Source organism: Chroococcidiopsis sp. CCNUC1, from assembly GCF_023546805.1.
GTDB lineage: Bacteria > Cyanobacteriota > Cyanobacteriia > Cyanobacteriales > Chroococcidiopsidaceae > Chroococcidiopsis > Chroococcidiopsis thermalis.
The window spans coordinates 2,285,353-2,309,678 of record NZ_CP097480.1; the positions used below are offsets into that span (position 1 = coordinate 2,285,353).

The window sequence follows — 24,326 nt, forward strand, 5'->3', positions numbered from 1 at the left end:
TTTCCCGACTCCCGACTCCCGACTCCCGACTCCCTAATCATCAAGACTCATACGCTACAAATTGCGGCAGCTCTAAGCCCACCAAGGATCTTCCCCAGTGCGAAAATCGGTTTCCGTCCAAGGCGTTAACACGACTTTGTCATCTTGGACTGCGGTGTGAACCAGTGCCAGCGATAGGGGGCGGGACCGCGCACGACTTTACCCGTATTATCGTATTGGGAGCCGTGACAAGGACACTTAAACTTGTTTTCTGCTGCGTTCCAAGGCACGACACAGCCCAAGTGGGTACACACGGCATTTAAGCCATATTCGCCGACCGCGCCTTTGCTTTCTACAATCAAGTAGGTGGGGTCGCCCTTCAGTCCTTGAACCAACGAGCGATCGCCTGGATTACGGTTGGCAGTAAACTGACTCACGCTCACGTCATTACCGAGTTCGTCTTTTGCCGTTACACCTCCACCTGCACCACCAGCAGCAGGCGGAATAAAGTATTTGACTACTGGGTACAATGCTCCTAGCGCTGTACCTGTGATTGTCCCAAAAGTCAATAAGTTCATGAATTGCCGTCGCCCCATTCCTGGGACATCCATTGATTCAGAAATCTGAGCCATAACTTTTCTTTTGCGCTTTTACCTTTGTTTACAACCCTCTTCACAGTGACCAGCGACCAGCGACCAGTTATCAGTTTTTAGGTTTTTCTCAGTGGGAGTCAGATTTTTCCACAATCCTAAGCGTAGTACGTTTGAGGCAAATTCTAAATTCCCCTCTGAAACTTTTGGCGATCGATCGCTATAAAACTAGTAACTGTTCCGAAGACTGCCCTGTCATCCACAAACATGATAGAATTCCTCTGCCAAGGATGTTGCCAGCCTTGATGAGAGCAAACATTACATTTCTTTATATTGGTATCATACCTGAGTAGCGTAGCTTTACCCTGTAACGAAATGTGAAGGCGACAGCAATATAGGCAATACATTTTAAGACTTATGACTGGAGAAGATTTACGCCAGCTGTTGCTGAACAAGTGGGGGCGCTCTTATGACGTGCAATTGCGGCGCACTCAGGGCAAGATTTTTCTACAGGTGATGTGGAAATATCTCGAACAAGCCTCGTTTCCGTTGTCGGAGGCAGAGTACAAAGCCCATTTAGATTCGATCGCGAGTTACTTAAACGAGTTTGGCGGGGTGGGACAGGTACGGACATATATTACTCAAACTCGCGATCGTCCTCGATTGGGTAAAGCTGTCAGCATTCCGCTCGATTTGGGCGAACGGGCTTCAGAGTGGCTGTTGTAACTAATAGTGTGGGGACAAGTCACAAGTCACAATGACTAGCCACCAGCCACTAGCCACTAGTCACTGATAACTGACTCTTCACAAGATTCTAGAGGGCAACTATAATAGTCGGGTTTAGCTGTTCTGCTGGAATCTGGCGCTGCATGATCCTAAAGGCTGTTGTAGTTAGAGTAAGCCAAGTACTCATCCCTGCTACCTGTGTGGCGATCGCCATGGGAATGAGCGCCGTTGTTGCTGCCCAATGCAGCCAGTGCAAGCTTTATAATCCTATTGCCTTGCCTACCAGTAACCAGATCGACGATACTTTATCAGAAAAAGATATTCCCACGGGTCAGGGAGGATTTGCCCGCGATTACGTGATGGAATTTAAAGAGGGTGAAAGTGTGGCGATCGATCTTGCCTCTGAGAGTTTTGACGCAATCTTGACGCTACTTGCCGAAGACGGTTCTACAGTAGCAGAAAATGATGATGGTCCTGATGGCAGTAACAATGCTCTATTGTTTACGCGAATTGCTAAAACGGGAAGATATATCGTTCGCGTGCGAGCGTTTGGGGAAACTGGGGTCGGTAACTTTCGTCTCAAAGTGACGCGGCTGCAACCGGTATCGTCCGATCGGAGCAATCCACTTATACCAAAGTTACGTCAATTTCTGAAGTAACAGTTATCAGTTATCAGTGTAGAGACGTTACGTGTAATGTCTCTACAAAGTAGTCAGTTATAAGAAATTGGTAGTACTGTTAAAATGTAATTCCGATCTAATTCTGAACTGAAGCCGATCGTTTAGCAACCTGGGAACGCGGTCGCATTTGTTCTCCTACCGTTACGTTGAGTTGATCTCCTACTAATAATACTAGCCCGCTCATGTAGAGCCAGAGCATTAAAACAATGACTGCTCCAATTGCGCCGTAAGCTTGATTGTAATTACCAAAATTAGCTACGTAAAGTCGGAAACCAGCAGAAACCAACGCCCAAGAAACAGCAGCTAATACAGCTCCTGGCATTAGTGGCATTCCAGGGTTCCAAATGCTCGGTCCATAACGGTAGACAAAACCAAAAGCAGCCGCTACGATCGCCAGGGCAATGGGCCAGCTTAAAAGTTGCCAAATAACTAATAAGAACCATAACCGATTTTGACTTTTCAATACAAAAAAATCTAACAGCCAGTCGCTAATAAATACTAAAAAGGAAGCGACAACTAATAGTAAAATTGTCCCAATTGTCAATCCTAAAGAGATGAGTTTTGCTTTCCAAAAAGGACGCATTTGTTCTAGAGGAATTTCATGAATGCGATCGAGTGCTGTCATTGCTGCGCTTAAAGCCCCAGAAGCAGCCCAAATTGCTACGATAAAACTAATCGAAAACAAACCTGTATTTCTCGTTTGAGTAATTTGTTTGGAGAAATCTCGAATTAGTACCATCGCCTCATCTGGTGCGACTTGACTCAATTGACTTGCTAATTCCTTAAAGGTAGATTGCAGAGATTCTTCAAATAAACCGATCGCGGTAATGACAGCAAGAATCGCTGGAAATAAAGACAGCATCGCATTATAAGCAATTTCTGATGAAAGTCCAAACAGACGACGTTGCCCAACGCGAGCCACTGTTTTTGTCAAAGTCTTCCAGTTGAGATAGCGGAAGAAGCGGAAAAAACGAGTTGATAGCATTTAATGTAGTCGTGGCAGCTACGATTCATTCCACCATCTGCCAAAACTGATAGATTCGTCTAGCGACGGAAGATAGATTTGCGAGTTGCTCGTGATTGGTGGCTAGTGCCTCGACTCAATTCTAGCCACTAGCCACCAGCCACTAGTCACTGATAACTGTTAAAATCCCATGACTTTTGCTACCGAGTCCAATGTCGGCTCAATGCCTTGCTTAAACGTATTTTGGCTGTGGTTGATGGCTGTGTCTGGGTCTTTCAAGCCGTTTCCGGTTAAAACGCAAACAACGGTTGCACCACTAGGAACTCGATCTTTCACCTTGAATAATCCAGCCACAGAAGCAGCGCTGGCAGGTTCGCAGAAAATGCCTTCTTCGGCAGCGAGAAAACGGTATGCGTCCAAAATTTCGGCATCGCTGACAGCATTGAATTCTCCCGCACTAGCTGTTTGTACCGCGATCGCTTTTTGCCAGCTGGCGGGGTTGCCAATGCGGATAGCTGTAGCAATTGTCTCAGGGTGAGTTACGGCTTGTCCCGTGACTAAAGGAGCAGCGCCAATTGCTTGAAATCCCATCATTTTAGGTAAGCGATCGCACTTCCCTAGACTATGATATTGACAAAATCCCATCCAATATGCAGTGATGTTTCCTGCATTGCCTACGGGAATGCACAACCAGTCGGGGGCGTTGCCTAAATTGTCAACAATCTCAAATGCTGCGGTTTTCTGCCCTTCTAAACGATAGGGATTGACCGAATTCACCAAATTCACTGGATAAGTCTCTGCCATCTGGCGCACAATTTCTAGGGCGCGATCGAAGTTGCCTTTGATTGCTAGTATTTCTGCTCCATACAGCAAAGCTTGTGCTAGTTTTCCTAGAGCGACGTAGCCATCGGGAATTAAGACGAAAGCTCGCATTCCGCCGCGTCGCGCGTAAGCTGCTGCTGATGCTGAGGTATTGCCCGTACTGGCACAAATGACAGCTTTGGCTCCGGCTTCTTTTGCCTTGGAGATTGCCATCGTCATGCCTCGGTCTTTGAAGCTACCCGTGGGGTTCAATCCATCATACTTAACGAGTACGCGCACCTGTCTGCCAATTTGAGCCGCGATCGCAGGGGCGGGAATTAGGGGTGTGTTCCCCTCTAATAAAGTTACAACTGGAGTTTGGTCGGTAACAGGCAAATAGTGCCGATATGTTTCTATCAGTCCAGACCAATTTTGGCAATTTGATGATGTATTAGCAGACAGGCTTAGAGTCACGGGTTCGGAATGCAACAGATTTGGAATGCAAAAAGGGTAGTTTTTATAACCAAAAAGCTATCCTGCACGAGGCAGAGGTAAAGCTTCTTATCTCTAGTCTAACCTGATGGTAGCTGCTTCACATCATCAACTTCCAATTGCCAGTTCTAAAACCGCCACAGTTTAATTTTGTGGTCGCCCCCAGATCGATATAGAATATTGGAATCGGTGTGAGTAGGCAAATATAACTACTGAGTTTCAGATGTCAACCAGTTCATCAAGTGTAACCCGCGCTCAAGTAACAATTGGCTCTTATCAGGCTGCGATCGAAAGCTCGGATGCATCGACTCACAGCACTCCAGCAAGAGAGATAAAAAAACCACCTTACCAGCAAGAGCGGCTGGTCGAGTTTTTCCAGCTCAAAGCAGAAATCGAGTCGCTGTTGGAACATTTACAAAGTATGAAGCAGCAGAACTCGGAATTGTCAGAAGAGTTAGCAGTTACAGAACGCCTGTAGTTTCAAACCTGTAGTTTCAAGATTGCGTATTTGCCATTTGGCAAACGGGCGAGGAATCAATATTTCTCGTTCCTTCGTCATATACGTGCTTGTTCAGTATGCTGTTAGGGTAATTTGCGTTAGATTCATAGAAAAGGTGGATGTGGTTGAACGAAGTACCTACGCTCATATCGTTGCTAGGTAGCGCGATCGTTTTTTCTAGCGTAGTCTTGATAAATCAAAGATTTAAGAGTTGTTAGTTGTTAATTGTTAGATAACTGGTTACTGGTCACTGGTCACTGGTCACTGTCAAATGCGATCGCTTGCTGAAATTAACGATAAAATTAGCCGCAAACATGCTGTTGTCTTAACGGTAGAAGAATTAAAAGCACGGGTGGTAGAGGTAGGCATTACCCAAACAGCCAAAGAAGTTGATGTCGTCACCACTGGCACATTTGAGCCAATGGAGTCTTCGGGAGCGATAATTAACCTGGGGCATACCGATCCACCAATTAAAATTCGACGCTGCTGGTTAGATGGCGTACCCGCTTACTCTGGTTTCGGGGCGGTGGATTTATATTTAGGCGCAACGCAGGCAGCTGAAGCCGCAGACGGGGAAGAATCTCGCCTGAGTGTCAGCGAACCTAAAACGCAGATAGTTAAAGGTGGCGGACACGTTATTGCTGACTTAATTGCTGGTAAAACAGTCCAGTTGCGTGCTGTAGGACAGGTAACGGATTGCTACCCCAGAGCTAACTTTGAAACAACAATTAGCCGCGAGACGATCAATCAGTTTTATTTATTTAATCCCCGCAATCTCTATCAAAATTTTATTGTTGGCGTCAATGGTGGCGATCGCCCCTTGTTTACCTATCTCGGTCCTTTGCAACCTCGCTTAGGCAATGCGGTTTATTCCAACCCTGGCGCTATTTCCCCTTTATTCAACGACCCAGACTTGCAACTGATTGGCATCGGTACGCGCATATTTTTAGGTGGCGGTGTTGGTTACATCGCATGGGAAGGGACGCAGCATTTTCCCCTCCAAAAACGCTTACCGAATCAAACCCCCATCGGTCCCGCCGCCACTTTAGCTCTGATCGGCGATGCCAAGCAAATGAATCCTCAGTGGGTGCGCGGTTGTTATTTCAAAAGCTACGGTCCTTCTTTGATGTTGGGTGTGGGCGTACCCTTACCAGTTTTAACTGAAGCAGTCGTCGCTAACTGTGCCGTGCAAGATAGAGATCTGGTTGCACCGATTGTAGACTTTTCCATCCCCCGCCGCGTGCGTCCGACTTTTGGGCTAGTTAGCTACGCTCAACTCAAATCTGGACGGATGGCGATCGATGGTAAGTCTGTCAGAGTTGCTCCCTTGGCAAGCATAGCCTTATCGCGGCAAGTTGCCAGGGAGCTGAAACAATGGATTGAGGCTGGAACATTTACCCTCACCGAACCAGTTGCACCGATTCCTCAAGAACGTTCCTTCCTCCCTCAAGATCGGTGGACGGAGTTTTAGTAGGGGTATTTAGCAAATCGCCAAATGTCAAAGTGCTATGCCGCTAGTACAAAATCGACATCATTTGTACCGCTGGTTTCCGACTGTCCCGATTTAATTTGTTTGCCATTGACTTCAATCACAAAAGGCGTGTTCGCTAATTCGAGATTGTAGTCAGTTTTCTGAGCAGTGTATCCCACACTGGCAATCATGTCACGACCTTGACCCGTGTAGATAAAAGCCAGCATTTGATTTTTTTGCTGTTTGTTATCGTAAGCCCAAATCACCATGTATTGCTTACCCTGATAATCAAATACTTTTGGCGGGCGATTAGGCGTGTAACGACCAGGAGTACCAAAACTTTTATCGAGAAATGCTTGAACGGAACTGGGTTCTACAGTTGCGTAAGCCACTTCCTCAGCCGAGGTTGCCTCAGCATCGCCTTGGTTGGCATCTACGACTTCTTCTTGACCGCGATTCTTGAAATAGTCAACCGCTACTTTAGTGCCAATTGCGCCAACAGCAGCGACTCCAGCGCCGATTAGTAGGTTACGAAGTTGATTGCTCATGATTTCTTTGATAATCTACTGCGATCGCGATAAATACTATCAGACTGTTGGTAGATTACAAAACCGTGGCATCTATCTTAGGATGTATCTTAACTAATTGGTAATTGGTAATTGGTAGTTAGTAGTCGGTGTGGCGCTGTTTCTGGTGTGGACTAATTCCGTAGCGAGTTGAATTGCGGCTTTCATGCTAGTTGCATCAGCAATACCTTTACCAGCAATATCAAAAGCCGTGCCGTGATCGGGAGAAGTGCGGATGAAGGGAAGACCGATGGAAGTATTAACAGCGCGATCGAACGCCATTAGCTTAACTGGAATGAGTCCTTGGTCGTGATAAAGTGCCAAATACGCATCAGCAGGATGGTAATTGGTAATTGGTAATTGGTAATTGGTAATTGGTAGTTGCTCCTCTGCCCCTTTGCCCCTAGTCTCCTCTGCTCCTAGTCTCCTAGTCTCCCCTGCTCCCTGCTCCCTGCTCCCTAGTCCCTTCCCATACCACGCCATCCCTGGCTTAACCCACATAGTATCGGGTGGTAGCAAGCCTTCTAATTGAAGATTGGGGCGATTTTGACGTTCTGCTTCCAGCCAAGAATTTAGCCAGTCAACTTCTTCTCGTCCCAGTTGTCCCTGCTCGCCACTGTGGGGGTTTAAACCCGCGATCGCAATTCTTGGTTGTTCTACGCCAAAATCCCGTTGTAAGCATTCCACTAGCAGATCTAGCTTGCGAGTCAATAATTGTGGTGTGAGTGCTTCTGGAACTTGGTGCAAGGGAATGTGGGTGGTTGCCAGAAGAGCGCGTAGCATCCAGCCAGTATGAGGCGATCGCGCGACGAATAGCATCCCAAATCGTTCGACTCCAGCTTTTTCGGCAAGTAATTCTGTTTGCCCTGGATAATCGTATCCTGCGGCTTTCCATGCTGATTTGGCAATCGGTGCTGTCACGATCCCGTGAAAATCTCCTACCAGAGTTCGGGCGATCGCAGTCTCTAAATAAGCAAAACTCATTGCTCCGCTAGCCGCATTACCCGTACCCTGCTTGACTGCGCCTACCATTTTCCTCACAGCTTCCACCTCAAGAATGTTCAACTCATCTGGGTGGATATAACTATCTAGCGGGCAATAGGGGCTTTGACGCAATCGATCGTATGTATCCAGCAAGACTTGCTTGTTACCAACTACCGTAATTTGACAAGCTGCCCATAATTGTCGGTCTGCCAAGGCTTTCAAAATTACCTCCGCACCAATTCCCGCCGGATCTCCCATAGCAATTGCAATACGGGGGCGATCGCTTGTTTTGTAGGTTGTCGTTGAGATATCCATACTAGCGGTGCATTGTCATTTGTGAGTGGGTAGTGGCTAGTGGTTAGCAGCTAGTAGGCTAGCATCTAAATTCTTCATCTAGTTACTAGTCACTAGTCACTAGCCACTGAGAGCTGATAACTGGTGAGTGTCCAAGCCAAGCGCGAATTGTTTTAAAATACTTTACACTAGGCTCACTGTAAACTTGAGCAAGCAACACGTTAGGAGAATTGTCGCCATGAGCGAAATGTTTACTGCTGCTATCTTATCCTTCAGCTTAATCTTCGTCGGTATAGCTCTAGGTTATCTCCTACTCAAGATCCAAGGAGATGAAGAAGAAGCTCTGTAGTCGGGAGTTGGGAGTCGGGAGTCGGGAGTCGGGGGACAAGAAAGACAAGTAGACAAGTGACAACTTACCAACTCTCGCCTCTCGCCACTTCTTTTCACGACTCACTAATTTTCGTAACCTTTCTTAATAAACCGATTTTTGTTACCATTCTTTTAATAAAGCTTAAGAATCGTTACTAATCCCTCATGAATATCTTGATTGTCGGTGCTACTGGCACCTTGGGAAGACAGGTAGCTCGTCGTGCTCTCGATGAGGGGTATAAGGTGCGCTGTCTCGTCCGCAGTCAAAAAAAAGCTACCTTTTTAAAAGAATGGGGCGCTGAACTTGTCTCTGGCAGCCTCAGTCAACCGGACACTCTACCAGCTGCTCTGGAAGGGATGGATGTGGTGATTGACGCTGCTACAGCAAGAGCAACAGATAGCTTGAGTATCAAGCAGGTAGACTGGGATGGTAAGGTAGCGCTGATTCAGGCAGCAAAAGCTGCTGGTGTCGATCGCTACATTTTCTTCTCTATTTTAGAAGCAGAGAAATATCCCCAAGTGCCTCTGATGGAAATCAAGCGCTGTACGGAGCTATTTTTGAGTGAAGCGGGGATGAATTATACTATCCTGCGGCTTTGTGGCTTCATGCAAGGCTTGATCGGTCAGTACGCAATTCCGATTTTAGAGGGACAAGCAATTTGGGTGACGGGTGAATCTTCTCCCGTTGCCTACATGGACACCCAAGACATTGCCAAATTTGCCGTTCGCGCTCTCTCCGTACCAGCAACGGAAAAACAAACTTTTCCTGTAGTTGGTTCCCGCGCCTGGAGTGCAGAAGAGATAACGAGTTTGTGCGAGCGATTGACTGGAAAACCAGCAAAAGTGTCTCGTTTGCCAGTCAACTTTTTGCGCACGATGCGGCACGTCACGCGGTTCTTCCAATGGGGATGGAATGTTGCAGATCGTTTAGCATTTGCTGAAGTACTCGCAACTGGCGTACCTCTAACAGCTCCTATGGATGAAGTCTATCAGACCTTTGGGTTAGACCCTCAGGAGACGACGACTTTAGAAAGCTACTTGCAAGAATACTTCGGACGGATGCTGAAAAAACTCAAGGAATTGGAATACGAAAAAAACAAAACTAAGAAAAAAACAGCCAAAATCCCCGTTAAAAAGAGTAACTAGTACCATTTGGTCATCACTCATCTGTCATAGCTCATGAGTGTTCAGCAATTGACGAATGACAAATGACGTAGGGCGTAGACACCCGAAGGGTGGCTTCTCGAAGAATAGCCCTTCCCGAAGGGTATGACAAGTAACGAAAAAATGTGCAACGATCTAGCTAAAGTGCTGCAACCTTGACTACAAACGTGCCGAAAGCAGGCATTATTTATAACGACGTTAAACCCATAGCACAGCGGGTTGCTATTGAGTTGAGTGACAAACTCACCGCTGCTGGCTGGGATGTTTGTATGACAACTGGCGTGGGAGGAATGTTAGGGTATTCTAATCCCGAAAGTCCTGTCTGTCACACCCCTATTGAAGGACTGACACCACCTGGTTTTGATTCTGAGATGAAGTTGGCGTTCGTGCTGGGTGGAGATGGTACGGTGCTTGCGGCAGCGCGCTTGGTCGCTCCGAGTGGCATTCCCATGCTATCTCTCAATACGGGTCACATGGGCTTTTTAACCGAAGCTTACTTGAATCAATTGCCCCAAGCATTGGAAAAAGTTTTAGCAGGCGAGTACGAAGTTGAAGAACGAGCCATGCTAGTCGTAAAAGTTTTGCGTGGCGAAGGCGTACTATGGGAAGCTCTATGCTTAAACGAAATGGTGCTACACCGAGAACCATTGACGTGTATGTGCCATTTTGAAATCGCTGTAGGTCGTCATGCGCCAGTCGATATCGCAGCTGACGGAGTCATCGTCTCTACGCCAACTGGTTCGACCGCTTATTCGCTGAGTGCCGGAGGTCCCGTTGTCACCCCAGGAGTACCAGTACTGCAACTCGTACCCATTTGTCCTCATTCTCTGGCTTCGCGAGCATTAGTGTTTCCCGATAGCGAACCTGTGACAGTCTATCCCGCTGGCGCGACGCGGTTAGTTATGGTGGTAGATGGTAATGGCGGCTGCTATGTCTTTCCAGAAGACAAAGTATACTTGGAACGATCGCCCTACTCGGCTAAGTTCGTTCGCCTGCAACCGCCAGAGTTTTTCCGCATTTTACGAGAGAAATTGGGCTGGGGTTTACCTCACATTGCAAAACCAACTTCGGTAGAATTACCTTAAATGGTTAATTGTTAATAGTTAATGGTTAATTGCCAACGGCAATTAACCATTAACTATTAACCAATGACAAACTATGAACGAACATCGCCCTTGTGTATTAGCGATCGTGCCAGATGAAAGCTTGGCGGCGCAGTTAAATTTAGATCTGCGAGAATCTGGCTACGAACCGATTGTAGTTCACGACGCTGCAACGGGAATCGATCGCAGTCGCGATCGCCAACCAGATTTAATCGCGATCGATCGAATGTTGGGGGTAGAATCGGGATTGACGGTCTGTACTAGTTTGAGACGGATGGGTACGCACGTACCAATATTAGTCTTGATGGCGCGCGATACAGTTGACGATCGCGTTGCTTGTCTGGAAGCAGGAGCAGATGATTACTTTCTCAAACCCTACCGCACGGAAGATTTTTTACGCCTGGTTCGGCTCTATTTGCATCCCGATCCTGCTGGTACAGAACAGTTAAGATTTGGAGACTTAGTTTTAGATCTGGCAACTCGTCGAGCTTTGCGCCACGGACGTGCTATTGATTTAACAATGAAAGAATTTGAACTGCTTAAGTATCTGATCGAACATCCTAGAGAAATCTTAACGCGCGAGCAAATTCTGGAAAATGTTTGGGGTTATGATTTTATGGGCGAATCTAACGTGATTGAAGTTTACATTCGCTACTTGCGTCTCAAGCTCGAAGATGAAGGACAAAAGCGATTAATTCAAACCGTGCGCGGTGTTGGATACGTGTTGCGAGAAGCTTAGTGAGAAGTCGTAAGTGACTGATAATTATGTAGAGACGTTACATGTAACGTCTCTACACTGATAACTGATAACTGATAACCAATGACCGATCTATGAATCAATGGCTGGGAATAGTAGTAAGTTTTCTGTTGCTAGGATGTACGCCGATAATCGCCACAGAAACCACTCACGTAGTTCAAGCGCCAGCAAAAGAGGTGAGAGGACAAAACTTACCAATCTCAGCATATGCGACGATCGCGGGGCGAAAGTTTGAGTTAGAAGTTGCTAAAACGCCACAACAGCAGCAGATCGGACTAATGTATCGTACTAGTTTGGCAGACAACCGAGGTATGTTGTTTGTCTTTGAGTCGCCGCAACCAACTCGATTTTGGATGAAGAATACGCTAATTCCCCTCGATATGATTTTTTTACGGGAAGGACGAGTCATAGAGATCGCGGCTGATGTTCCTCCGTGTAAAACGACGACTTGTCCAACCTACGGCACTGATACCGAAATCGACAAAGTTCTCGAACTCCGTAGTGGAATGACGGCTCAAATTGGCTTGAAAGTCGGCGATCGCGTCGAAATTCAGTATCTTAATTGAGCATAACTCAAACTATGCCAACGCTGGCTTTGCTGTTAAGAGCAACCACAGACAAGCTAGAACTAAAATAAGAATTCCACTAACTATGCGCAAAAGCAGTTTTGCAGCTATTTTTGTGTTATGCGATCGCATGGCAAAATCTAGTTGTTTTAACACATTCGAGCTTAAATATAAATTCAATTCAGTAGCGAATCATTGTCGATTATTGTGTTGGCAAGCAGTAAGAATGCGGCGATCGTTGTCAGTAATATTTTGCAATTGATAATAGTTTTGCAACCCCACTGCATAGGGAGATGATATTTGACTGTAATCATCTTCTATTTGTGAATTACCTACCGCAGCTACTTGTGCCGCATCAGCTTCAGAATTAGCATCTGCGGCAACTGTTACAGATAGTCGATCTGATTTTAGAGAACCTTCAAAACAGCTAAACTCTGATTGTGGTAAATACAATGCTCCAGTCACTTTACCCTGTTGCATTTCAAAGATCATATACTCTTGTCCGAGCTGATTTGTTTGGGGTGATTGACCGTATAAATATATTCCGTCTGCTGTTGGTAGCTTTCCTTTGGAATTGAGAACGCTATCTCTTTTGGCAATTTTAACCGGAGTGGATGTCACTCTTGAAGCGAGAGAATCGAGCTGGCGATCGCTACTGGTAGCTGCTGTAGGATCGAGCGCTATAAATGTTACTAAAGCAGATAGCACAAATTTTAGCTGCCCGAGTTTATGATTGAAGCGATCGCAAATATAACAAATAGAATTTTTCACTGTGCCTCCTTTGAGGGGCTTCTATATATAATATTGGCAGCAGCTATTAAAGAAAATATAGATAATTACTAACCGTCACTGGTTCTTTCAAAGGTCTGAAATTTCTTTCCTGCTAGGTATAACTAGCAAACAAGGGAATTCAATTCAAAACCTTTACCAGTATGAGTTTGACTTACGTTTCTACTTTCTTCATACAGACAAAAATGCCTCCTGAATCCGGGAGGCGTTCTTGCTATAGAGCGAATATTTGTTTGTAGAGTAAAGATTTTACAAGCACGTACAACCTTTACATGGGATGAATACTGTTAACTATACTAGCGCCACCTAAATAGATTGTAATCTAAATTACAAACAAAAGCACTAGCATGTGGAAACAGAGATAGGGGCGGGTTTAGTCAATCAATCGACCACCAAAGCCGTCAATTTTTGCTCAAAACCCACCCGTACAGAAGTCAAAAGTCAGCAGGCTAAAAATCTACAGAGGCGCGATACACTGCGCCTCTACTAAATTTAGCTGGCGATGTATTCTTGCACGTTGGCACGACGACGACGTAGGTGCGCTAAAGCTTGATGTTCGAGTTGTCTAACTCTTTCGCGGGAGAGATTGAGTCTTTCTCCAACTTTAGCTAAAGAAAGTTCATTGCCATCCTGCAAGCCAAAGCGTAGATTCAAGACTTCTCGCTGCTGTGGAGTTAACTCTGACAGTAGGGTATCCAAGTCTTGACGCAAAGATTCCTGAGTCATGTAGTTTTCCGGCGATATGCCGTCATCTTCCAGTAAGTCTTGCAACTCTGTATCTTGGTTGTCGCCGACGCGGACATCTAATGAAACTGGTTGACGGGCAAGGTTAAGATACTCCCGAATCTGGGCTGGTTCTAACTCTAGCGCTTCGGCAATCTCAACCGCATTCGGGCTGCGTCCTAAGGTTTGTGCTAGTTCGCGCTGCACTTTCTTAATCTTGTTAAGTTTTTCGGTGATATGGATGGGCAAACGAATCGTCCGTGCTTGTTGGGCAATGGCACGAGTAATCGCTTGACGAATCCACCAGTAGGCGTAAGTGGAGAACTTATAACCGCGAATGGGATCGAATTTTTCGACTCCGCGTTCCAGACCCATTGTTCCTTCTTGGATCAAGTCCAAGAATTCCATGTTACGCTTCTGGTACTTTTTGGCGATCGCGACAACTAACCGCAGGTTAGCTTCAATCATCTTTTGCTTAGCCCGCTGTCCCTTACGGATGAGGTCGTTGAGTTCGGCTTCTGACGTGTTGACTTTAGCCGTCCATTCTTCCATAGTTGGTTCGCGGCGTAGCTTCTTGACTAAAGCTTCCTTAGCATCCAGCAGCGCCATCATTTGCTGTACCTGTTTGCCGTAGACAATTTCTTGTTCCCTAGTCAGCAATGGCACGCGCCCGATCTCGCGCAGATAGGTACGTACCATATCAGCCGTGAATCTGGTATTGTTATTTTCGGTGGTGGTTGTGGTGGTGTTTTCGGTGGGCATTTGTGCGTTGTCTACTCCGTAAACAAAACGAATGCTTAATGGCTGGACGGCTGCAAGAAGTAATCAGTTATCCCTACTTGGAGGTTATCCGAGTAAATTGGGATTAACATCTGACGGAAGATGTAGAGACGTGGATTGATTTTAGAAAGTTTCTCCTACCGCCGAGATCGATCGGTTCAGAATTGATAAGTGGTTAGCAAACCCTTAGTCTCTATCTGGGCTTGGCTCCGTTTGCCTATCTCTGCCAATAACTTAAAGTCAGTATGAGTTTACTCTTACTCTCATCTTAGAATAGATTCCAGGTTACGTAAAGCCTTATTTGGGGCTTACACTAGAACCATTCCGGCAATCTCGCGCAGTGTTTCGCTTATCCACTTCGACCAAAAGCATTTTTATTGGGTATGTTATATATGATGACATCACTCCCCCTGCCGCAGGTTCCGGATATCCGAACTGCAACAGATGAAGTTTTGGTGTAGATTCCGAATACATTTTTTTTCGTAGAGACGTTGCAGGTAACGTCTTTACAAATTAAAAACCTAGATCGGCTTTCGCTAGTTCGGCGGCGGCGAAAACTTCGTCATCAGGCTTTTCTTCCCAAGCAACATCGCCGATTTCCGTATAAAATTTCTCGTCATAGGGACGGGTGCGAACCACGACTGGCATGGGTACGGCATGACCGATAATGAGAGCTTGTTGCTTAGAATCAAGTTTAGCCAAAACCGATCGCAAGCTTTGCCCTCCAGAAACCCCCGTGAAGATGGCATCGATGTCTTTTTCGTCGTTGAGTAAAGCTGTGATCCGCGTACCGATCTGAGACATCACCTCATTATCAATTCCAGAGGGGCGCTGGTCAACCACTAACAGCGTCACGAAGTACTTACGCATCTCTCTGGCGATGATCCCAAAAATAGTTTGGCGGACGGTGGCAGAATCGAGAAAGCGGTGTGCCTCTTCGATTGTAATCACTAATTGCCGGGGGCGATCGCAAGGATTTTTGGTCTGCAAAAATTTCTCGGCTTGGTGGACGTAATGCTGGTGAATCCGGCGCGAGATCAAATTTGTTGCCAGCATATAAGACAGCATATTCGATTGCGCACCAAACTCGATCACAACGTGCTTACCAGCTGTTAGAGACTCCAATATTTGTTTAATATAATTTTGCGGGCAGACGGGGCGCATATATTTCATGTCTTCTAGGCGGTTCAGCTTACGCTGTAACGCCATAATTGACGATTTGTTACCCCGCTTTTCTTCGCAGAAAAATTGAATTTCCTCGTTTGTCATGCTTAAGAGTTGGCTAATCCAAGCATTACCAAACTCGTTACGTAAAATAATTGCATTTTCTAAACTGGCTTCAGACAGATTTAATTCATCTCGCACCAGCATCAAATCTTCAACTTCAATTTGGTCATAGCTGAGGTAAAGTTCCTGCGCATCCCGCACGCCTCGCCGCCTAGTGGATGCGGGGTCGAGGGTATAGATTTGGACTTGTCCGGGGAATAGCTGTCTTAAGCCTTTAACGGTGCTAAATTGCTTGCCTTCGCGCACTGCTTCCCAGCCATATTCCGAGTGCATATCGAAGATCAAGTTGACTGCTGCTTGCTTGCGAATGATGCCGCACAACAGCAAACGGGTGAGAAATGATTTCCCCGTCCCAGACTTACCGAATACACCGTTGCTGCGCTCTACAAAGCGGTCTAAATCGATGCAAATGGGAACATCCATATCCAACGGTTGACCGATGGCAAAATTGCGGCGGTGGGGGTCATCTTCCCAGCCAAAGACAGCGCGGAAATCTCGTTCGCTAGCATCATACACCTGGCTGAAGTGGCGAGGAATTGTTTTAACTGGCATCAGTTCGATATTGCTGCTACTTTGCGGCTGATAGGATGCCAATCCATTTTGCCCGTTCGAGTCGTTTTTTTTGCCTTGTAAAGATACACCGTTGGTTGTCTCTACAAATTCTTCGGGAGTAAACATCAGCATGGGAGCAAGTTCGATCGTCCCATACGTGCCGCTACCAGCTAACACTTCCCGTAAAAAATCATCGTCTGGATGGGGGGGTTGGCAACAATTCTGTTGCTAGAAGTACCAAGGGATACATCTGTCAGCATACAGAAAAAACGCGATCGCGCCCCTTCAACAACTAGAAATTTACCCACCCGCATATCTTCCACCGAGACATCTGGATGGAGTCTTACTTCTAAGCCTTGACTGAGAGAACCTTGGATAACAGAACCCAAGGGTGGTTGCGCCGAATTCATAGTATTAATGACGGCAAAATTTGCAATTTCCCTTGGCTTATCTTATGTCGAATTTTCGATCGTGGCTACAAAAAGATTGATTGATAGTTTTTTGCCTAGCAAAAAACTATCAACAAAGCTAATCAATACTAATCGAAGTGGGTGCTGAGGGTGCAGTACTGTAGCTGAAGGTAGATTTGCGGTATTGAGCGTAGAGGCGATCGCGCCAAATGAAAAATGGTTCGTATACAATGCTGTCAGCTAATCCTGGGATACCTTTTCCTTTTACGGCTGGCGGCAAGTCGAGGTAAGGTCCATCAGGGAATTTAATCAGCATGGACAAGCCTGCAACAGCTAAATCGGCTAAGCAAGGTTCGTCACCCAGCAAGTAGGGACGTTCTACTAACAACAAACATAGTGCTTCTAGGTCTTGTTTTAAGTCCGTCGTGGCAGATTTAACGCTATCAGGACCAGAACCCACGCCAATTCCTAAAACTTTCAGCACTTCGCTGGGGATGAACTCAACTAAACTTTTGACAATATCGGGAGTCGTTTCTGGAAGGAGAGATTTACGAAAACCTTGGTCTTGGCTAATTGCACCAAATAGCGCTTGACGACTTTTGATCCCAATGGATGAGTCTGCCCATTCCTCCATCATCAAGCATAATGCTCGCTGAACTGGATCGCTGGGAAATAAAGGTCTATCTGGATATTGGCGATCGAGATACTTAGCAATTTCGGTAGAATCTGCTACAAATGTACTGCCATCTTTCAGTACTGGGACTTGTCGCTGTCCCGACATGCGGAATAGTTCTACCTGTCCTATACCTGGTGTGACTTCTATTTTACGGTACTCTAATCCTTTGTAATCTAGAATTAAACGCACCTTTTCTGAGTACTGCGATAGCTCGAATTGATACAGTTCTATCATTTGCCTGCTCCTTGAAACAGTTATCAGTGACTCGTGGCTAGACCAAAACTAAGAATCTAGTCCCCTGCTACCAGTTATCGGTGACTCGTGACTTGTGGCTAGACCAAAACTAAGAATCTAGTCCCCAGTCACCAGCCACCAGCCACTCACTACTTAATAACAAAATAATCCTTCCCCAGCAGAGATTTTGGGGAAGGAAAGTTTAGGTATTTCAAAACTCACAACTTCTTATCGAGTTTTTACGCAGTTCGACGAGTTACCAAGCCCCAGATGAACAGTAAGATGATTGCACCAAGAACGGCAAAAATAATGCTGGGTATGGTTAGTGCGCCTACTCCAGCCGCCGCTGCACCTGCGCTACCCGGGAAGATGACAGACCCTAGCCAGCCCCCTACTAATGCGCCTAAAATTCCGAGAATAATTGTTGCTAGGATACCACCACCTTGATGACCGGGGTAGATGGCTTTAGCGATCGCTCCAGCTATTAGTCCTAAAACAATCCAAGCAATGATGTTCCACATATCATTAACTCCTGTTTCTACTCATCCATCATTTATTCAAGTGCAATCTATCACTTTCAAACTTGTAATTCCCTCTACCTCAGGTAATAACCTAAAGAAATATGAACGCAACAATTAAACTATATAAACTTTTGAGTCTGCTGATATATTCACTTTTAAGAAATCTAAATGCAATCTGTCAAGTGGAGCGATTAAAAATGAAACGAAACACATTAGATTTTAATATTTTGAAATTATTCCTTTGGGATAATAGTATATCTTTTGATATAGTCCCAATTATTCCAGCGATTTTTTAGAAAGGGGTAGCGATCGCGAGTAGCAAGCAGATGGGATCGATATTTTTTAAATGCAATAAATCAAGTCAATCTAGCTTGATAGAAGTGACACTCATGCACGAACGCAATTGAACGAACGCAATGCAAGCTCGAATATCTTTTTTCCACTTTTTATTAGAGGTACACTAGCGAGCTGACTCAAAATGCCTGTTAATAGCAAAGTCTCTATAACGAGCCATTCTTAAAAATCCCCGCTGACCCAAAGCCTTTCGCAGAGTGGATGTTTGTGCGGTTTGTCAAAAAGATCGGAGAATGTTATAAAACTTAAGATTCTCGGAACACGACAAAGAAACGATAGTCTAACAATTCTTGGAGCAATAGAGGAACGCAACAGTGAGAAAAATTCCAAGTCACACTATTAGTCACAATAGCTTAATGTGCAATAAGACGCTCAAGCTACTAGCAAGCCTGATAGGAGTTGTAGGAGCTAGTATCCTCATCGGACTTCCTGTGGAAGCGCAACAGTCGAGTGGAGGAGCAACTAATCCTAGACCTAGTATTTTCAACGAACCCCCTTACAACCGTCGTACTGGTACGCCACCCACAACACCGACTACACCCCCATCAGAAACTCAGCCACCAGAAACAGCGCCTAGTCCTGTGACTCCTGCACCAGGAGCAACTGAGCCTTCAACGGAGAACGTAGTGGCTCTAGCCGCCGCTAATGACTCCTTTAAAACCTTGACAGCTGCTCTCAAAGCAGCAGGTTTGACAGAAACTCTTTCTGGACAGGGACCATTCACTGTGTTTGCGCCGACAGATGCAGCTTTTGCTCAATTACCTCAAGATGCCTTGCAAGAGCTGTTGAAACCTGAAAATAAAGATATTCTGGTCAAAATCTTGACCTACCACGTAGTACCAGGTAATGTCACATCTAGCGACTTAAAATCTGGGGAAGTCAAGACAGTAGAAGGGGGTGCTGTAAACGTACAAGCCGATCCCAGCAAGGGTGTGTCTGTGAACGATGCTAGTGTAGTGCAACCCGATATTAAAGCGAGTAATGGTGTCATCCACGCGATTGATAAAGTGATGCTACCTCCTGACTTGTAAGAAGTCAAAAGTCAAAAGTTAAAGGTCAAAATGGGAAAGCATTAAACTGATGGCTTTTGGTTGCTTTTTGCTTTTGAGTCAAACGAGCAACAACTGATAGGATAATCTTGTAATTCCGTTCAATTTGAAATTGAACGGATTTTTATTACCATTTATTATTTATGGCGATCGCACTTAATTTTTAAGCAATCTCTCGTTCAGAAAATTACGACCGTAGATGGACGCGATCGATAAAAATGACAAATAACAAATGACAAGTGACAAATGACAACTAGCCTTTGTATTATTGTTAAAAATGAAGAAATAGCACTACCTCAGTGTCTCAATAGTGTTAAAGATGTTGTAGAAGAAATAGTTGTTTTAGATACTGGATCTAGCGATCGCACGGTAGAAGTAGCTCGGCAATTTGGGGCAAAAATATATCACTTTAACTGGTGTAACGATTTTAGTGCAGCTCGAAATGAGGCACTTAAGTACGTGACTGGTGACTGGGTTTTAGTGCTAGACGCAGATGAGATTTTAGTACCAGAAATTATCCCGAACTTACAACAGGCAATGGACGGCGATCGCTTCTTGGTAATTAATTTACTAAGGCAAGAAGTTGGTGCAGTACAATCACCTTACTCTTTAGTCTCTCGTTTGTTTCGCCGCCATCAAGATATCTATTTTGCTCGTCCCTATCACGCCATGATTGATGATAGCGTTACGGAAATTCTTCGTCGCGAAACCCACTGGCAAATTGCTAACTTAGATCGGGTTGCTATCTTACACTATGGATATCAACAACAGCAAATTGCACAAAAAGATAAGTTCGTCCAAGCTGAGAAGATTATGTCAGGCTTTTTGGCTAGTCATCCTGACGATCCTTATGTTTGTAGTAAGTTGGGAGCTTTATACGTACAAACAGGAAAAGTTGTGCCAGGAATTGAATTATTAGAACGAGGACTGAAATCTGCGGCAAACAATGAGGAAATTTTGTACGAACTCCACTATCATTTAGGACTTGCTTATAGTTACGAGCGCCAAATATCGCTGGCAATTGCATCGTATCAAACAGCAGCTCAGTTAAATGTATCCTCCTTTTTAAAAATTGGTGCTTATAACAATTTAGGGAACTTATGGCAAAAAATAGGAAACTTACCTCAAGCCAAGTCTAACTATTTGAAAGTCCTACAAATCGACCCTAATTTTGCTTTAGGTTACTACAATTTAGGTATTACTTTAAAGGCGATGGGACAATTTGTAGAAGCGATAGCAGCTTACGAACGCGCCATTCAACTCAATCCTGAATATGCCCAAGCTTATCAGAATTTAGGAGTCGCATTACTGAAACTAGGGCAGGTAAGAGAAAGTTTAGCAGCATTTCAACAAGCGATCGCACTTTACGAATCGAGCAATCCTACTGTAGCAAGGCAATTGTCCCAAAAATTACAGGAAATGGGATTTTAGTCAACAGTGAGTAATGGTAAGAGAAGAAGTCGTAAGTTGTAAGTCGAGATTAACTGCTCCCTGACAACTGATACCTGATAACTCTACCCTAAGATCCTACCCAAGTACTAGAGAAATTATCTAGCGTGATGGTATTGTTTCCAGTACGGGAAAATTGAAATGACAACAGATATTTCTTCTAACAGTAACAAAGGTATCGATCGCTCTCTGCTCGTCGGCATACTACTCACTATATTCGGAGTTATTGCGATCGCTTTACCTGCTGTCTCGACCATATTTTTTGAGACTTGGGTAGCACTGATTTTAATTAGCTCTGGAGCTGCTAAGCTATTTTATGCGTTTCAGACTCGCAATGATGGGGGTTTTGCTTGGAAACTCGTATTGAGCATTCTGTACATTGCTACAGGCATCATGCTGTTTGTTTATCCCTTAACAGGTGTATTAACGCTGACTTTGCTGCTAGGTAGTTTCCTGCTTGCGGAAGGTGTTTTTGAAACAATTCTGGCTTTTCGTTTGCGTCCGCAACAGAATTGGACTTGGGTACTCGGTGACGGTATTATCACCTTAATCTTAGGTGGAATGATTTGGTTTCAGTATCCCTTCAATGCACCGTGGATAATTGGTACTTTAGTTGGTGCTAGCATTTTGTTTACAGGGATTTCGCGGGTAATGCTTTCGTTAAGCGGACGTTCGAGCTTAGACAAAACTAACCAACCAACTTCAGCATAAACTGTTGCATTTTCAAGAGTGTCGTCCGCACTACAAAAGCTGAGGCTGATGAAACTTTCAATTTCTTCTCGCAGAGCAGCTGCTACCTTAATCCTTATTGCAGCTGCAATTCTTTCTGGCTGTAATAACCAATCTGGTGAGTTAACGAATAATACCCAAAGCTCACCAAATAATACAAATACTGCACCTACATCTACTCCATCAGCTCGAAAGGATACAGCACAACAAACAAGTTGTGCTGATGGTAATCCAATCAAAGGTATTGATAGCAAAAGATTAGGAAAAATTGCTCTCACTCCCCAATCTCCCGTATACAATAAGGTCGAGCCGTTAAGATGTTTTCCTAACACATTAGCAGCACAAGAGGCAGGTTATACAGTTCCCAAATAGATGACATATGCTAAATAGTTTGGAACTGCGTTGGTTTATTTCAGGAGAGTTACCTTTAGAGGTTTCCTCTTGGTTTGAGCGAGATAAATTAGGCGGACAATTGCAAGCACCAGAAACAAGAGAAGACGTGTATCTCTACGTTCCTGAATGCGAATATATGGGATTAAAATTGCGCCAGGGACGTTTGGAAATTAAGTGGCGACAAGCAGAATTAAAGAGTTTGCATTTTGAACGGGTGGAGGGTAAGTTAGAAAAATGGGGCAAATGGTTGTGTGAAGATCCAACCACTGAAAGTTTTCAACCAAAGCATGTATTGAGCCAAAAATCTTGGGTGAGGATCGGTAAAGTGCGATCGCAACGTCTGTATGACGGTTGTGCCTTAGAACTCACTCAGTTAACTATCCAAAATAATGCCTGGTGGAGTCTGGCTTTAGAAACCTTTGGAACAGAACCACAGAAAATGGATAAACTACAAAGTATATTTGAGTTGATAGGTACAACTTACACTGGATCGCAGTTAAAAGTTCAAAAATCTTATGCTTATCCTAAATGGATAGAAATAGCAATGACGCATTAGATAAATAAAGTTAAAAGTCAAAAGTCAAAAGTTAAAATTGAGGAGACAGTTGATGGTTATCGATCGCTGCTCGCGTACTCCCTTGCATCACTGACAACGTGTAGAGACGTTCCATGTAGCGTCTCTACACTGATAATTGATAATCGGTTACGTCTTTTCTACGAAAGTAATATCTAATAAATCTTCTTGAAATGCGATCTGACTGTTATATTGTTCGATCAGGCTACTCAGAGAAACTTGAGTCCGATCGCGAATAATAACTGCATCATTTTCATTGCGCGATCGCTGGAGAGAAACACCTTCTAGCCAATCTGCAAGATTACCGCTATAACCGTCAGCGACAGCTTTAAGATAATCTGTACAGCGCCGAAATAACTTTGGTAGAATTAATTGACCGTTGGGAGGAGTAATAGAATCGAAGTCTACTAATCTGAAAATACTAGTACTATCTGCTGCCCATACTCCTAAATCTTTTTCCCGCGCTGCTAAAGCTGCTTCCCGTAGGACTTGACGATGCGATCGCGGTGTAGAAGTATAAACAGTATAATAAGCTCTGCCCTCAGCCATCATTAGAAAGTTAAGAGTTTGGCGCAAAAGTTCTGGTTCAACTTGCGTCCAGTCTCCGTTTTCTAGCTGTGCGGCATTCTTTCCAATTAGTGCATAAGATATAGGTCGCCCGTTGACATCAGCAGCCTGAGTTAAAATTACCCCAGATATAGTATCGGGATCGGCAGATTGGACGCGATCGCCTTGAAATTTGATTTTGGCAAAACCCATCTTTTTTAAAAGAAAATCGCGGGTTTCGTCCCCTAGAGGTTGGGCATACCTGCCATAATGTACTTCTGGAGCATCTATACCTTCAAATCGCAATTGAACGCTGCGATCGCGAGAAGGTTTAATTCGATAGTTGCGCTGGAGTTCTTGATATAAATCTGAATCGTCAGCAATGAAGCGTACAGAATCTCCATCTGGTTCTTTGTCTGCTATGACAAATTTACCTTTGATAGTCAGATAAAAAGGTGATGCCATGCAGACTATCCTCCATATGAATACTGCTAGTCGATTAGTGTCTCAGACTAGCAGCAATAGATTATGGAGAGATTATCAATAGCTTGTCTTTGGTAATTCTGTTGAGTTTTGCCAGATCGAGAATTCTCTTGTCTACCTATTTAGAAATATCTGGAAACTCACCCATCCACAGCATTGCCTCAGAACTACTAGCATCTTTAGCAACAGCAGGACGGATTCTTTCGTGCAGTTCGGGATGCTTCTCTGCCAATTGGGTTTCATTCAAATTTGCACCCAACACCGTGCCATCTTGGGAAAAAACGGAGTAGTTTAATCCTTGGGAACCAGAAATAATTTTGACGGTGCGATCGCGCAATTCTAGCTGAGTAATTATTTGCCGATTCTCTGCCCGTGCTGTAGTAGAAAGCACGCTAGTGATGAGGAGAGCTAGAGTTATAAATGAGACTGGGCGCATCATTTCGTCTCCAAAAAAAAATTCTGTGAGGCTCTGCCTACAAAAATAGCATAGTACCGAAACGAGTTAGGAAGCCGAACAGTTGAGGCGATCTCTATCCGAACCTTCAAATAACTTCAAGAAGACGTTGTTAGCTGCTAGCTGTACGTAAAGCCTACCTAGACGAACAGCATATCGCCTCTGCCAAAAACTTGCTCGTTCGCGGTTGAATCGTCCGTCATTCACTGTATTCTCGATAACTATCATAAGTATTTTGCGTGCGAAATTTTTTGTCCCTTATAAACAGTCAGCAACTGTTTTATGTTGTTGCTTAACTTAAATTCTAAGTATGACACC

26 protein-coding genes and 2 pseudogenes are annotated in these 24,326 nt (G+C 44.7%); 14 read left to right on the forward strand and 14 right to left on the reverse strand.

Annotated features, from left to right (window positions below; all coding sequences use genetic code 11):
* Nucleotides 1-72 precede the first annotated feature (72 nt).
* A pseudogene (gene petC, locus M5J74_RS10690) lies at nt 73-611 on the reverse strand (cytochrome b6-f complex iron-sulfur subunit).
* A gap of 375 nt (nt 612-986) precedes the next feature.
* On the opposite strand from petC, the gene M5J74_RS10695 reads away from it, so the two are divergent.
* Together M5J74_RS10695 and M5J74_RS10700 are read left to right on the forward strand one after the other, a co-directional pair.
* Nucleotides 987-1,295 carry a DUF3067 family protein gene (locus tag M5J74_RS10695; protein WP_015154093.1) on the forward strand — a complete coding sequence of 103 codons (309 nt, stop codon included), beginning with the start codon at nt 987-989 and terminating at the stop codon, nt 1,293-1,295.
* A gap of 143 nt (nt 1,296-1,438) precedes the next feature.
* Entirely contained in the window at nt 1,439-1,954 is a 516-nt protein-coding gene (locus M5J74_RS10700) for a PPC domain-containing protein (protein WP_015154094.1), read from the forward strand.
* Between the two features lie 97 nt (nt 1,955-2,051).
* Here M5J74_RS10700 and M5J74_RS10705 read toward each other — a convergent pair whose 3' ends face one another.
* Both M5J74_RS10705 and thrC read right to left on the reverse strand, forming a co-directional pair.
* A complete protein-coding gene (locus M5J74_RS10705) occupies nt 2,052-2,960 on the reverse strand; it encodes a YihY/virulence factor BrkB family protein (RefSeq protein ID WP_250016588.1) in 909 nt (302 codons plus the stop codon).
* Between the two features lie 159 nt (nt 2,961-3,119).
* Nucleotides 3,120-4,214: a threonine synthase gene (gene thrC / locus M5J74_RS10710; protein WP_106166012.1), complete on the reverse strand. Its 1,095-nt coding sequence runs from the start codon at nt 4,212-4,214 to the stop codon at nt 3,120-3,122.
* A 241-nt stretch (nt 4,215-4,455) separates the two neighbouring features.
* On the opposite strand from thrC, the gene M5J74_RS10715 reads away from it, so the two are divergent.
* Nucleotides 4,456-4,710, forward strand: coding sequence for a hypothetical protein (locus M5J74_RS10715; protein WP_015154097.1), 255 nt, complete (start codon nt 4,456-4,458; stop codon nt 4,708-4,710).
* 292 nt (nt 4,711-5,002) lie between these two features.
* Complete coding sequence (locus M5J74_RS10720) at nt 5,003-6,202, forward strand: homocysteine biosynthesis protein (RefSeq protein WP_015154098.1); 1,200 nt, start codon at nt 5,003-5,005, stop codon at nt 6,200-6,202.
* Nucleotides 6,203-6,237: 35 nt separating this feature from the next.
* On the opposite strand, the gene M5J74_RS10725 is transcribed toward M5J74_RS10720, so the two are convergent.
* Nucleotides 6,238-6,750 (reverse strand): hypothetical protein, encoded by a 513-nt coding sequence (locus tag M5J74_RS10725; protein WP_015154099.1) that lies wholly within the window; start codon nt 6,748-6,750, stop codon nt 6,238-6,240.
* A gap of 93 nt (nt 6,751-6,843) precedes the next feature.
* The gene (gene pdxA, locus M5J74_RS10730) at nt 6,844-8,067 is read right to left on the reverse strand and encodes a 4-hydroxythreonine-4-phosphate dehydrogenase PdxA (protein ID WP_250016590.1); all 1,224 of its coding nucleotides are present in this window, start codon (nt 8,065-8,067) and stop codon (nt 6,844-6,846) included.
* Nucleotides 8,068-8,284: 217 nt separating this feature from the next.
* On the opposite strand from pdxA, the gene M5J74_RS10735 reads away from it, so the two are divergent.
* The 5 genes from M5J74_RS10735 to M5J74_RS10755 all read left to right on the forward strand — a co-directional run bounded on the left by M5J74_RS10735 (nt 8,285) and on the right by M5J74_RS10755 (nt 12,005).
* Nucleotides 8,285-8,395 (forward strand): PetM family cytochrome b6-f complex subunit 7, encoded by a 111-nt coding sequence (locus M5J74_RS10735; RefSeq protein WP_015154101.1) that lies wholly within the window; start codon nt 8,285-8,287, stop codon nt 8,393-8,395.
* A 185-nt stretch (nt 8,396-8,580) separates the two neighbouring features.
* Nucleotides 8,581-9,561, forward strand: a complete 981-nt coding sequence (locus M5J74_RS10740) for an SDR family oxidoreductase (protein ID WP_015154102.1) — start codon at nt 8,581-8,583, stop codon at nt 9,559-9,561.
* A gap of 185 nt (nt 9,562-9,746) precedes the next feature.
* Nucleotides 9,747-10,664, forward strand: coding sequence for an NAD(+) kinase (locus M5J74_RS10745; protein WP_015154103.1), 918 nt, complete (start codon nt 9,747-9,749; stop codon nt 10,662-10,664).
* A 73-nt stretch (nt 10,665-10,737) separates the two neighbouring features.
* On the forward strand, nt 10,738-11,421 hold the full coding sequence (gene nblR / locus M5J74_RS10750; protein WP_015154104.1) for a response regulator transcription factor NblR: 684 nt from the start codon (nt 10,738-10,740) through the stop codon (nt 11,419-11,421).
* 92 nt (nt 11,422-11,513) lie between these two features.
* Nucleotides 11,514-12,005, forward strand: coding sequence for a DUF192 domain-containing protein (locus tag M5J74_RS10755; RefSeq protein WP_015154105.1), 492 nt, complete (start codon nt 11,514-11,516; stop codon nt 12,003-12,005).
* 12 nt (nt 12,006-12,017) lie between these two features.
* Here the strand turns inward: M5J74_RS10755 and M5J74_RS10760 are convergent, their stop codons facing one another.
* The 6 genes and pseudogenes from M5J74_RS10760 to M5J74_RS10790 all read right to left on the reverse strand — a co-directional run bounded on the left by M5J74_RS10760 (nt 12,018) and on the right by M5J74_RS10790 (nt 17,977).
* Nucleotides 12,018-12,161, reverse strand: coding sequence for a hypothetical protein (locus M5J74_RS10760; RefSeq protein ID WP_250016592.1), 144 nt, complete (start codon nt 12,159-12,161; stop codon nt 12,018-12,020).
* Nucleotides 12,162-12,197: 36 nt separating this feature from the next.
* Nucleotides 12,198-12,776, reverse strand: coding sequence for a hypothetical protein (locus M5J74_RS10765; RefSeq protein WP_106166007.1), 579 nt, complete (start codon nt 12,774-12,776; stop codon nt 12,198-12,200).
* 510 nt (nt 12,777-13,286) lie between these two features.
* The gene (locus M5J74_RS10770; protein WP_015154107.1) at nt 13,287-14,279 is read right to left on the reverse strand and encodes an RNA polymerase sigma factor, RpoD/SigA family; all 993 of its coding nucleotides are present in this window, start codon (nt 14,277-14,279) and stop codon (nt 13,287-13,289) included.
* Nucleotides 14,280-14,810: 531 nt separating this feature from the next.
* Nucleotides 14,811-16,546: pseudogene (locus M5J74_RS10775) on the reverse strand (helicase HerA domain-containing protein).
* 118 nt (nt 16,547-16,664) lie between these two features.
* Complete coding sequence (locus M5J74_RS10785) at nt 16,665-17,456, reverse strand: glutathione S-transferase family protein (protein ID WP_106166006.1); 792 nt, start codon at nt 17,454-17,456, stop codon at nt 16,665-16,667.
* 239 nt (nt 17,457-17,695) lie between these two features.
* Nucleotides 17,696-17,977: a GlsB/YeaQ/YmgE family stress response membrane protein gene (locus M5J74_RS10790; protein ID WP_015154110.1), complete on the reverse strand. Its 282-nt coding sequence runs from the start codon at nt 17,975-17,977 to the stop codon at nt 17,696-17,698.
* Between the two features lie 710 nt (nt 17,978-18,687).
* On the opposite strand from M5J74_RS10790, the gene M5J74_RS10795 reads away from it, so the two are divergent.
* The 5 genes from M5J74_RS10795 (at nt 18,688) to M5J74_RS10815 (ending at nt 22,507) form a co-directional block, all read left to right on the forward strand.
* Complete coding sequence (locus M5J74_RS10795) at nt 18,688-19,362, forward strand: fasciclin domain-containing protein (RefSeq protein WP_106166005.1); 675 nt, start codon at nt 18,688-18,690, stop codon at nt 19,360-19,362.
* A 264-nt stretch (nt 19,363-19,626) separates the two neighbouring features.
* A complete protein-coding gene (locus M5J74_RS10800; RefSeq protein ID WP_181246275.1) occupies nt 19,627-20,811 on the forward strand; it encodes a tetratricopeptide repeat protein in 1,185 nt (394 codons plus the stop codon).
* 159 nt (nt 20,812-20,970) lie between these two features.
* Nucleotides 20,971-21,540 (forward strand): HdeD family acid-resistance protein, encoded by a 570-nt coding sequence (locus M5J74_RS10805; protein ID WP_192154507.1) that lies wholly within the window; start codon nt 20,971-20,973, stop codon nt 21,538-21,540.
* A 48-nt stretch (nt 21,541-21,588) separates the two neighbouring features.
* Nucleotides 21,589-21,930 (forward strand): hypothetical protein, encoded by a 342-nt coding sequence (locus M5J74_RS10810; protein WP_041462427.1) that lies wholly within the window; start codon nt 21,589-21,591, stop codon nt 21,928-21,930.
* Nucleotides 21,931-21,937: 7 nt separating this feature from the next.
* Nucleotides 21,938-22,507: a hypothetical protein gene (locus tag M5J74_RS10815; RefSeq protein ID WP_015154115.1), complete on the forward strand. Its 570-nt coding sequence runs from the start codon at nt 21,938-21,940 to the stop codon at nt 22,505-22,507.
* A gap of 147 nt (nt 22,508-22,654) precedes the next feature.
* Here M5J74_RS10815 and M5J74_RS10820 read toward each other — a convergent pair whose 3' ends face one another.
* The 3 genes from M5J74_RS10820 to M5J74_RS10830 form a co-directional block, all read right to left on the reverse strand.
* Nucleotides 22,655-23,536, reverse strand: a complete 882-nt coding sequence (locus M5J74_RS10820; RefSeq protein WP_015154116.1) for a thermonuclease family protein — start codon at nt 23,534-23,536, stop codon at nt 22,655-22,657.
* Nucleotides 23,537-23,672: 136 nt separating this feature from the next.
* The gene (locus M5J74_RS10825) at nt 23,673-23,993 is read right to left on the reverse strand and encodes a hypothetical protein (protein ID WP_250016598.1); all 321 of its coding nucleotides are present in this window, start codon (nt 23,991-23,993) and stop codon (nt 23,673-23,675) included.
* 63 nt (nt 23,994-24,056) lie between these two features.
* Nucleotides 24,057-24,236 (reverse strand): hypothetical protein, encoded by a 180-nt coding sequence (locus tag M5J74_RS10830; RefSeq protein WP_015154118.1) that lies wholly within the window; start codon nt 24,234-24,236, stop codon nt 24,057-24,059.
* Between the last annotated feature and the right edge of the window lie 90 nt (nt 24,237-24,326).

Bases quoted from the DNA above. Each gene is read 5' to 3' on its own strand.
- M5J74_RS10810 (WP_041462427.1), top strand. From the start codon at position 21,589: ATGAAACTTTCAATTTCTTCTCGCAGAGCAGCTGCTACCTTAATCCTT.
- M5J74_RS10715 (WP_015154097.1), top strand. From the start codon at position 4,456: ATGTCAACCAGTTCATCAAGTGTAACCCGCGCTCAAGTAACAATTGGC.
- M5J74_RS10695 (WP_015154093.1), top strand. From the start codon at position 987: ATGACTGGAGAAGATTTACGCCAGCTGTTGCTGAACAAGTGGGGGCGC.
- nblR (WP_015154104.1), top strand. From the start codon at position 10,738: ATGAACGAACATCGCCCTTGTGTATTAGCGATCGTGCCAGATGAAAGC.
- M5J74_RS10720 (WP_015154098.1), top strand. From the start codon at position 5,003: ATGCGATCGCTTGCTGAAATTAACGATAAAATTAGCCGCAAACATGCT.
- M5J74_RS10825 (WP_250016598.1), bottom strand. From the start codon at position 23,993: ATGATGCGCCCAGTCTCATTTATAACTCTAGCTCTCCTCATCACTAGC.
- M5J74_RS10740 (WP_015154102.1), top strand. From the start codon at position 8,581: ATGAATATCTTGATTGTCGGTGCTACTGGCACCTTGGGAAGACAGGTA.
- pdxA (WP_250016590.1), bottom strand. From the start codon at position 8,067: ATGGATATCTCAACGACAACCTACAAAACAAGCGATCGCCCCCGTATT.
- M5J74_RS10770 (WP_015154107.1), bottom strand. From the start codon at position 14,279: ATGCCCACCGAAAACACCACCACAACCACCACCGAAAATAACAATACC.
- M5J74_RS10815 (WP_015154115.1), top strand. From the start codon at position 21,938: ATGCTAAATAGTTTGGAACTGCGTTGGTTTATTTCAGGAGAGTTACCT.
- M5J74_RS10705 (WP_250016588.1), bottom strand. From the start codon at position 2,960: ATGCTATCAACTCGTTTTTTCCGCTTCTTCCGCTATCTCAACTGGAAG.
- M5J74_RS10790 (WP_015154110.1), bottom strand. From the start codon at position 17,977: ATGTGGAACATCATTGCTTGGATTGTTTTAGGACTAATAGCTGGAGCG.
- M5J74_RS10800 (WP_181246275.1), top strand. From the start codon at position 19,627: ATGACAACTAGCCTTTGTATTATTGTTAAAAATGAAGAAATAGCACTA.
- M5J74_RS10700 (WP_015154094.1), top strand. From the start codon at position 1,439: ATGATCCTAAAGGCTGTTGTAGTTAGAGTAAGCCAAGTACTCATCCCT.
- M5J74_RS10805 (WP_192154507.1), top strand. From the start codon at position 20,971: ATGACAACAGATATTTCTTCTAACAGTAACAAAGGTATCGATCGCTCT.
- M5J74_RS10785 (WP_106166006.1), bottom strand. From the start codon at position 17,456: ATGATAGAACTGTATCAATTCGAGCTATCGCAGTACTCAGAAAAGGTG.
- M5J74_RS10795 (WP_106166005.1), top strand. From the start codon at position 18,688: ATGTGCAATAAGACGCTCAAGCTACTAGCAAGCCTGATAGGAGTTGTA.
- M5J74_RS10735 (WP_015154101.1), top strand. From the start codon at position 8,285: ATGAGCGAAATGTTTACTGCTGCTATCTTATCCTTCAGCTTAATCTTC.
- M5J74_RS10830 (WP_015154118.1), bottom strand. From the start codon at position 24,236: ATGATAGTTATCGAGAATACAGTGAATGACGGACGATTCAACCGCGAA.
- M5J74_RS10725 (WP_015154099.1), bottom strand. From the start codon at position 6,750: ATGAGCAATCAACTTCGTAACCTACTAATCGGCGCTGGAGTCGCTGCT.
- M5J74_RS10820 (WP_015154116.1), bottom strand. From the start codon at position 23,536: ATGGCATCACCTTTTTATCTGACTATCAAAGGTAAATTTGTCATAGCA.
- M5J74_RS10755 (WP_015154105.1), top strand. From the start codon at position 11,514: ATGAATCAATGGCTGGGAATAGTAGTAAGTTTTCTGTTGCTAGGATGT.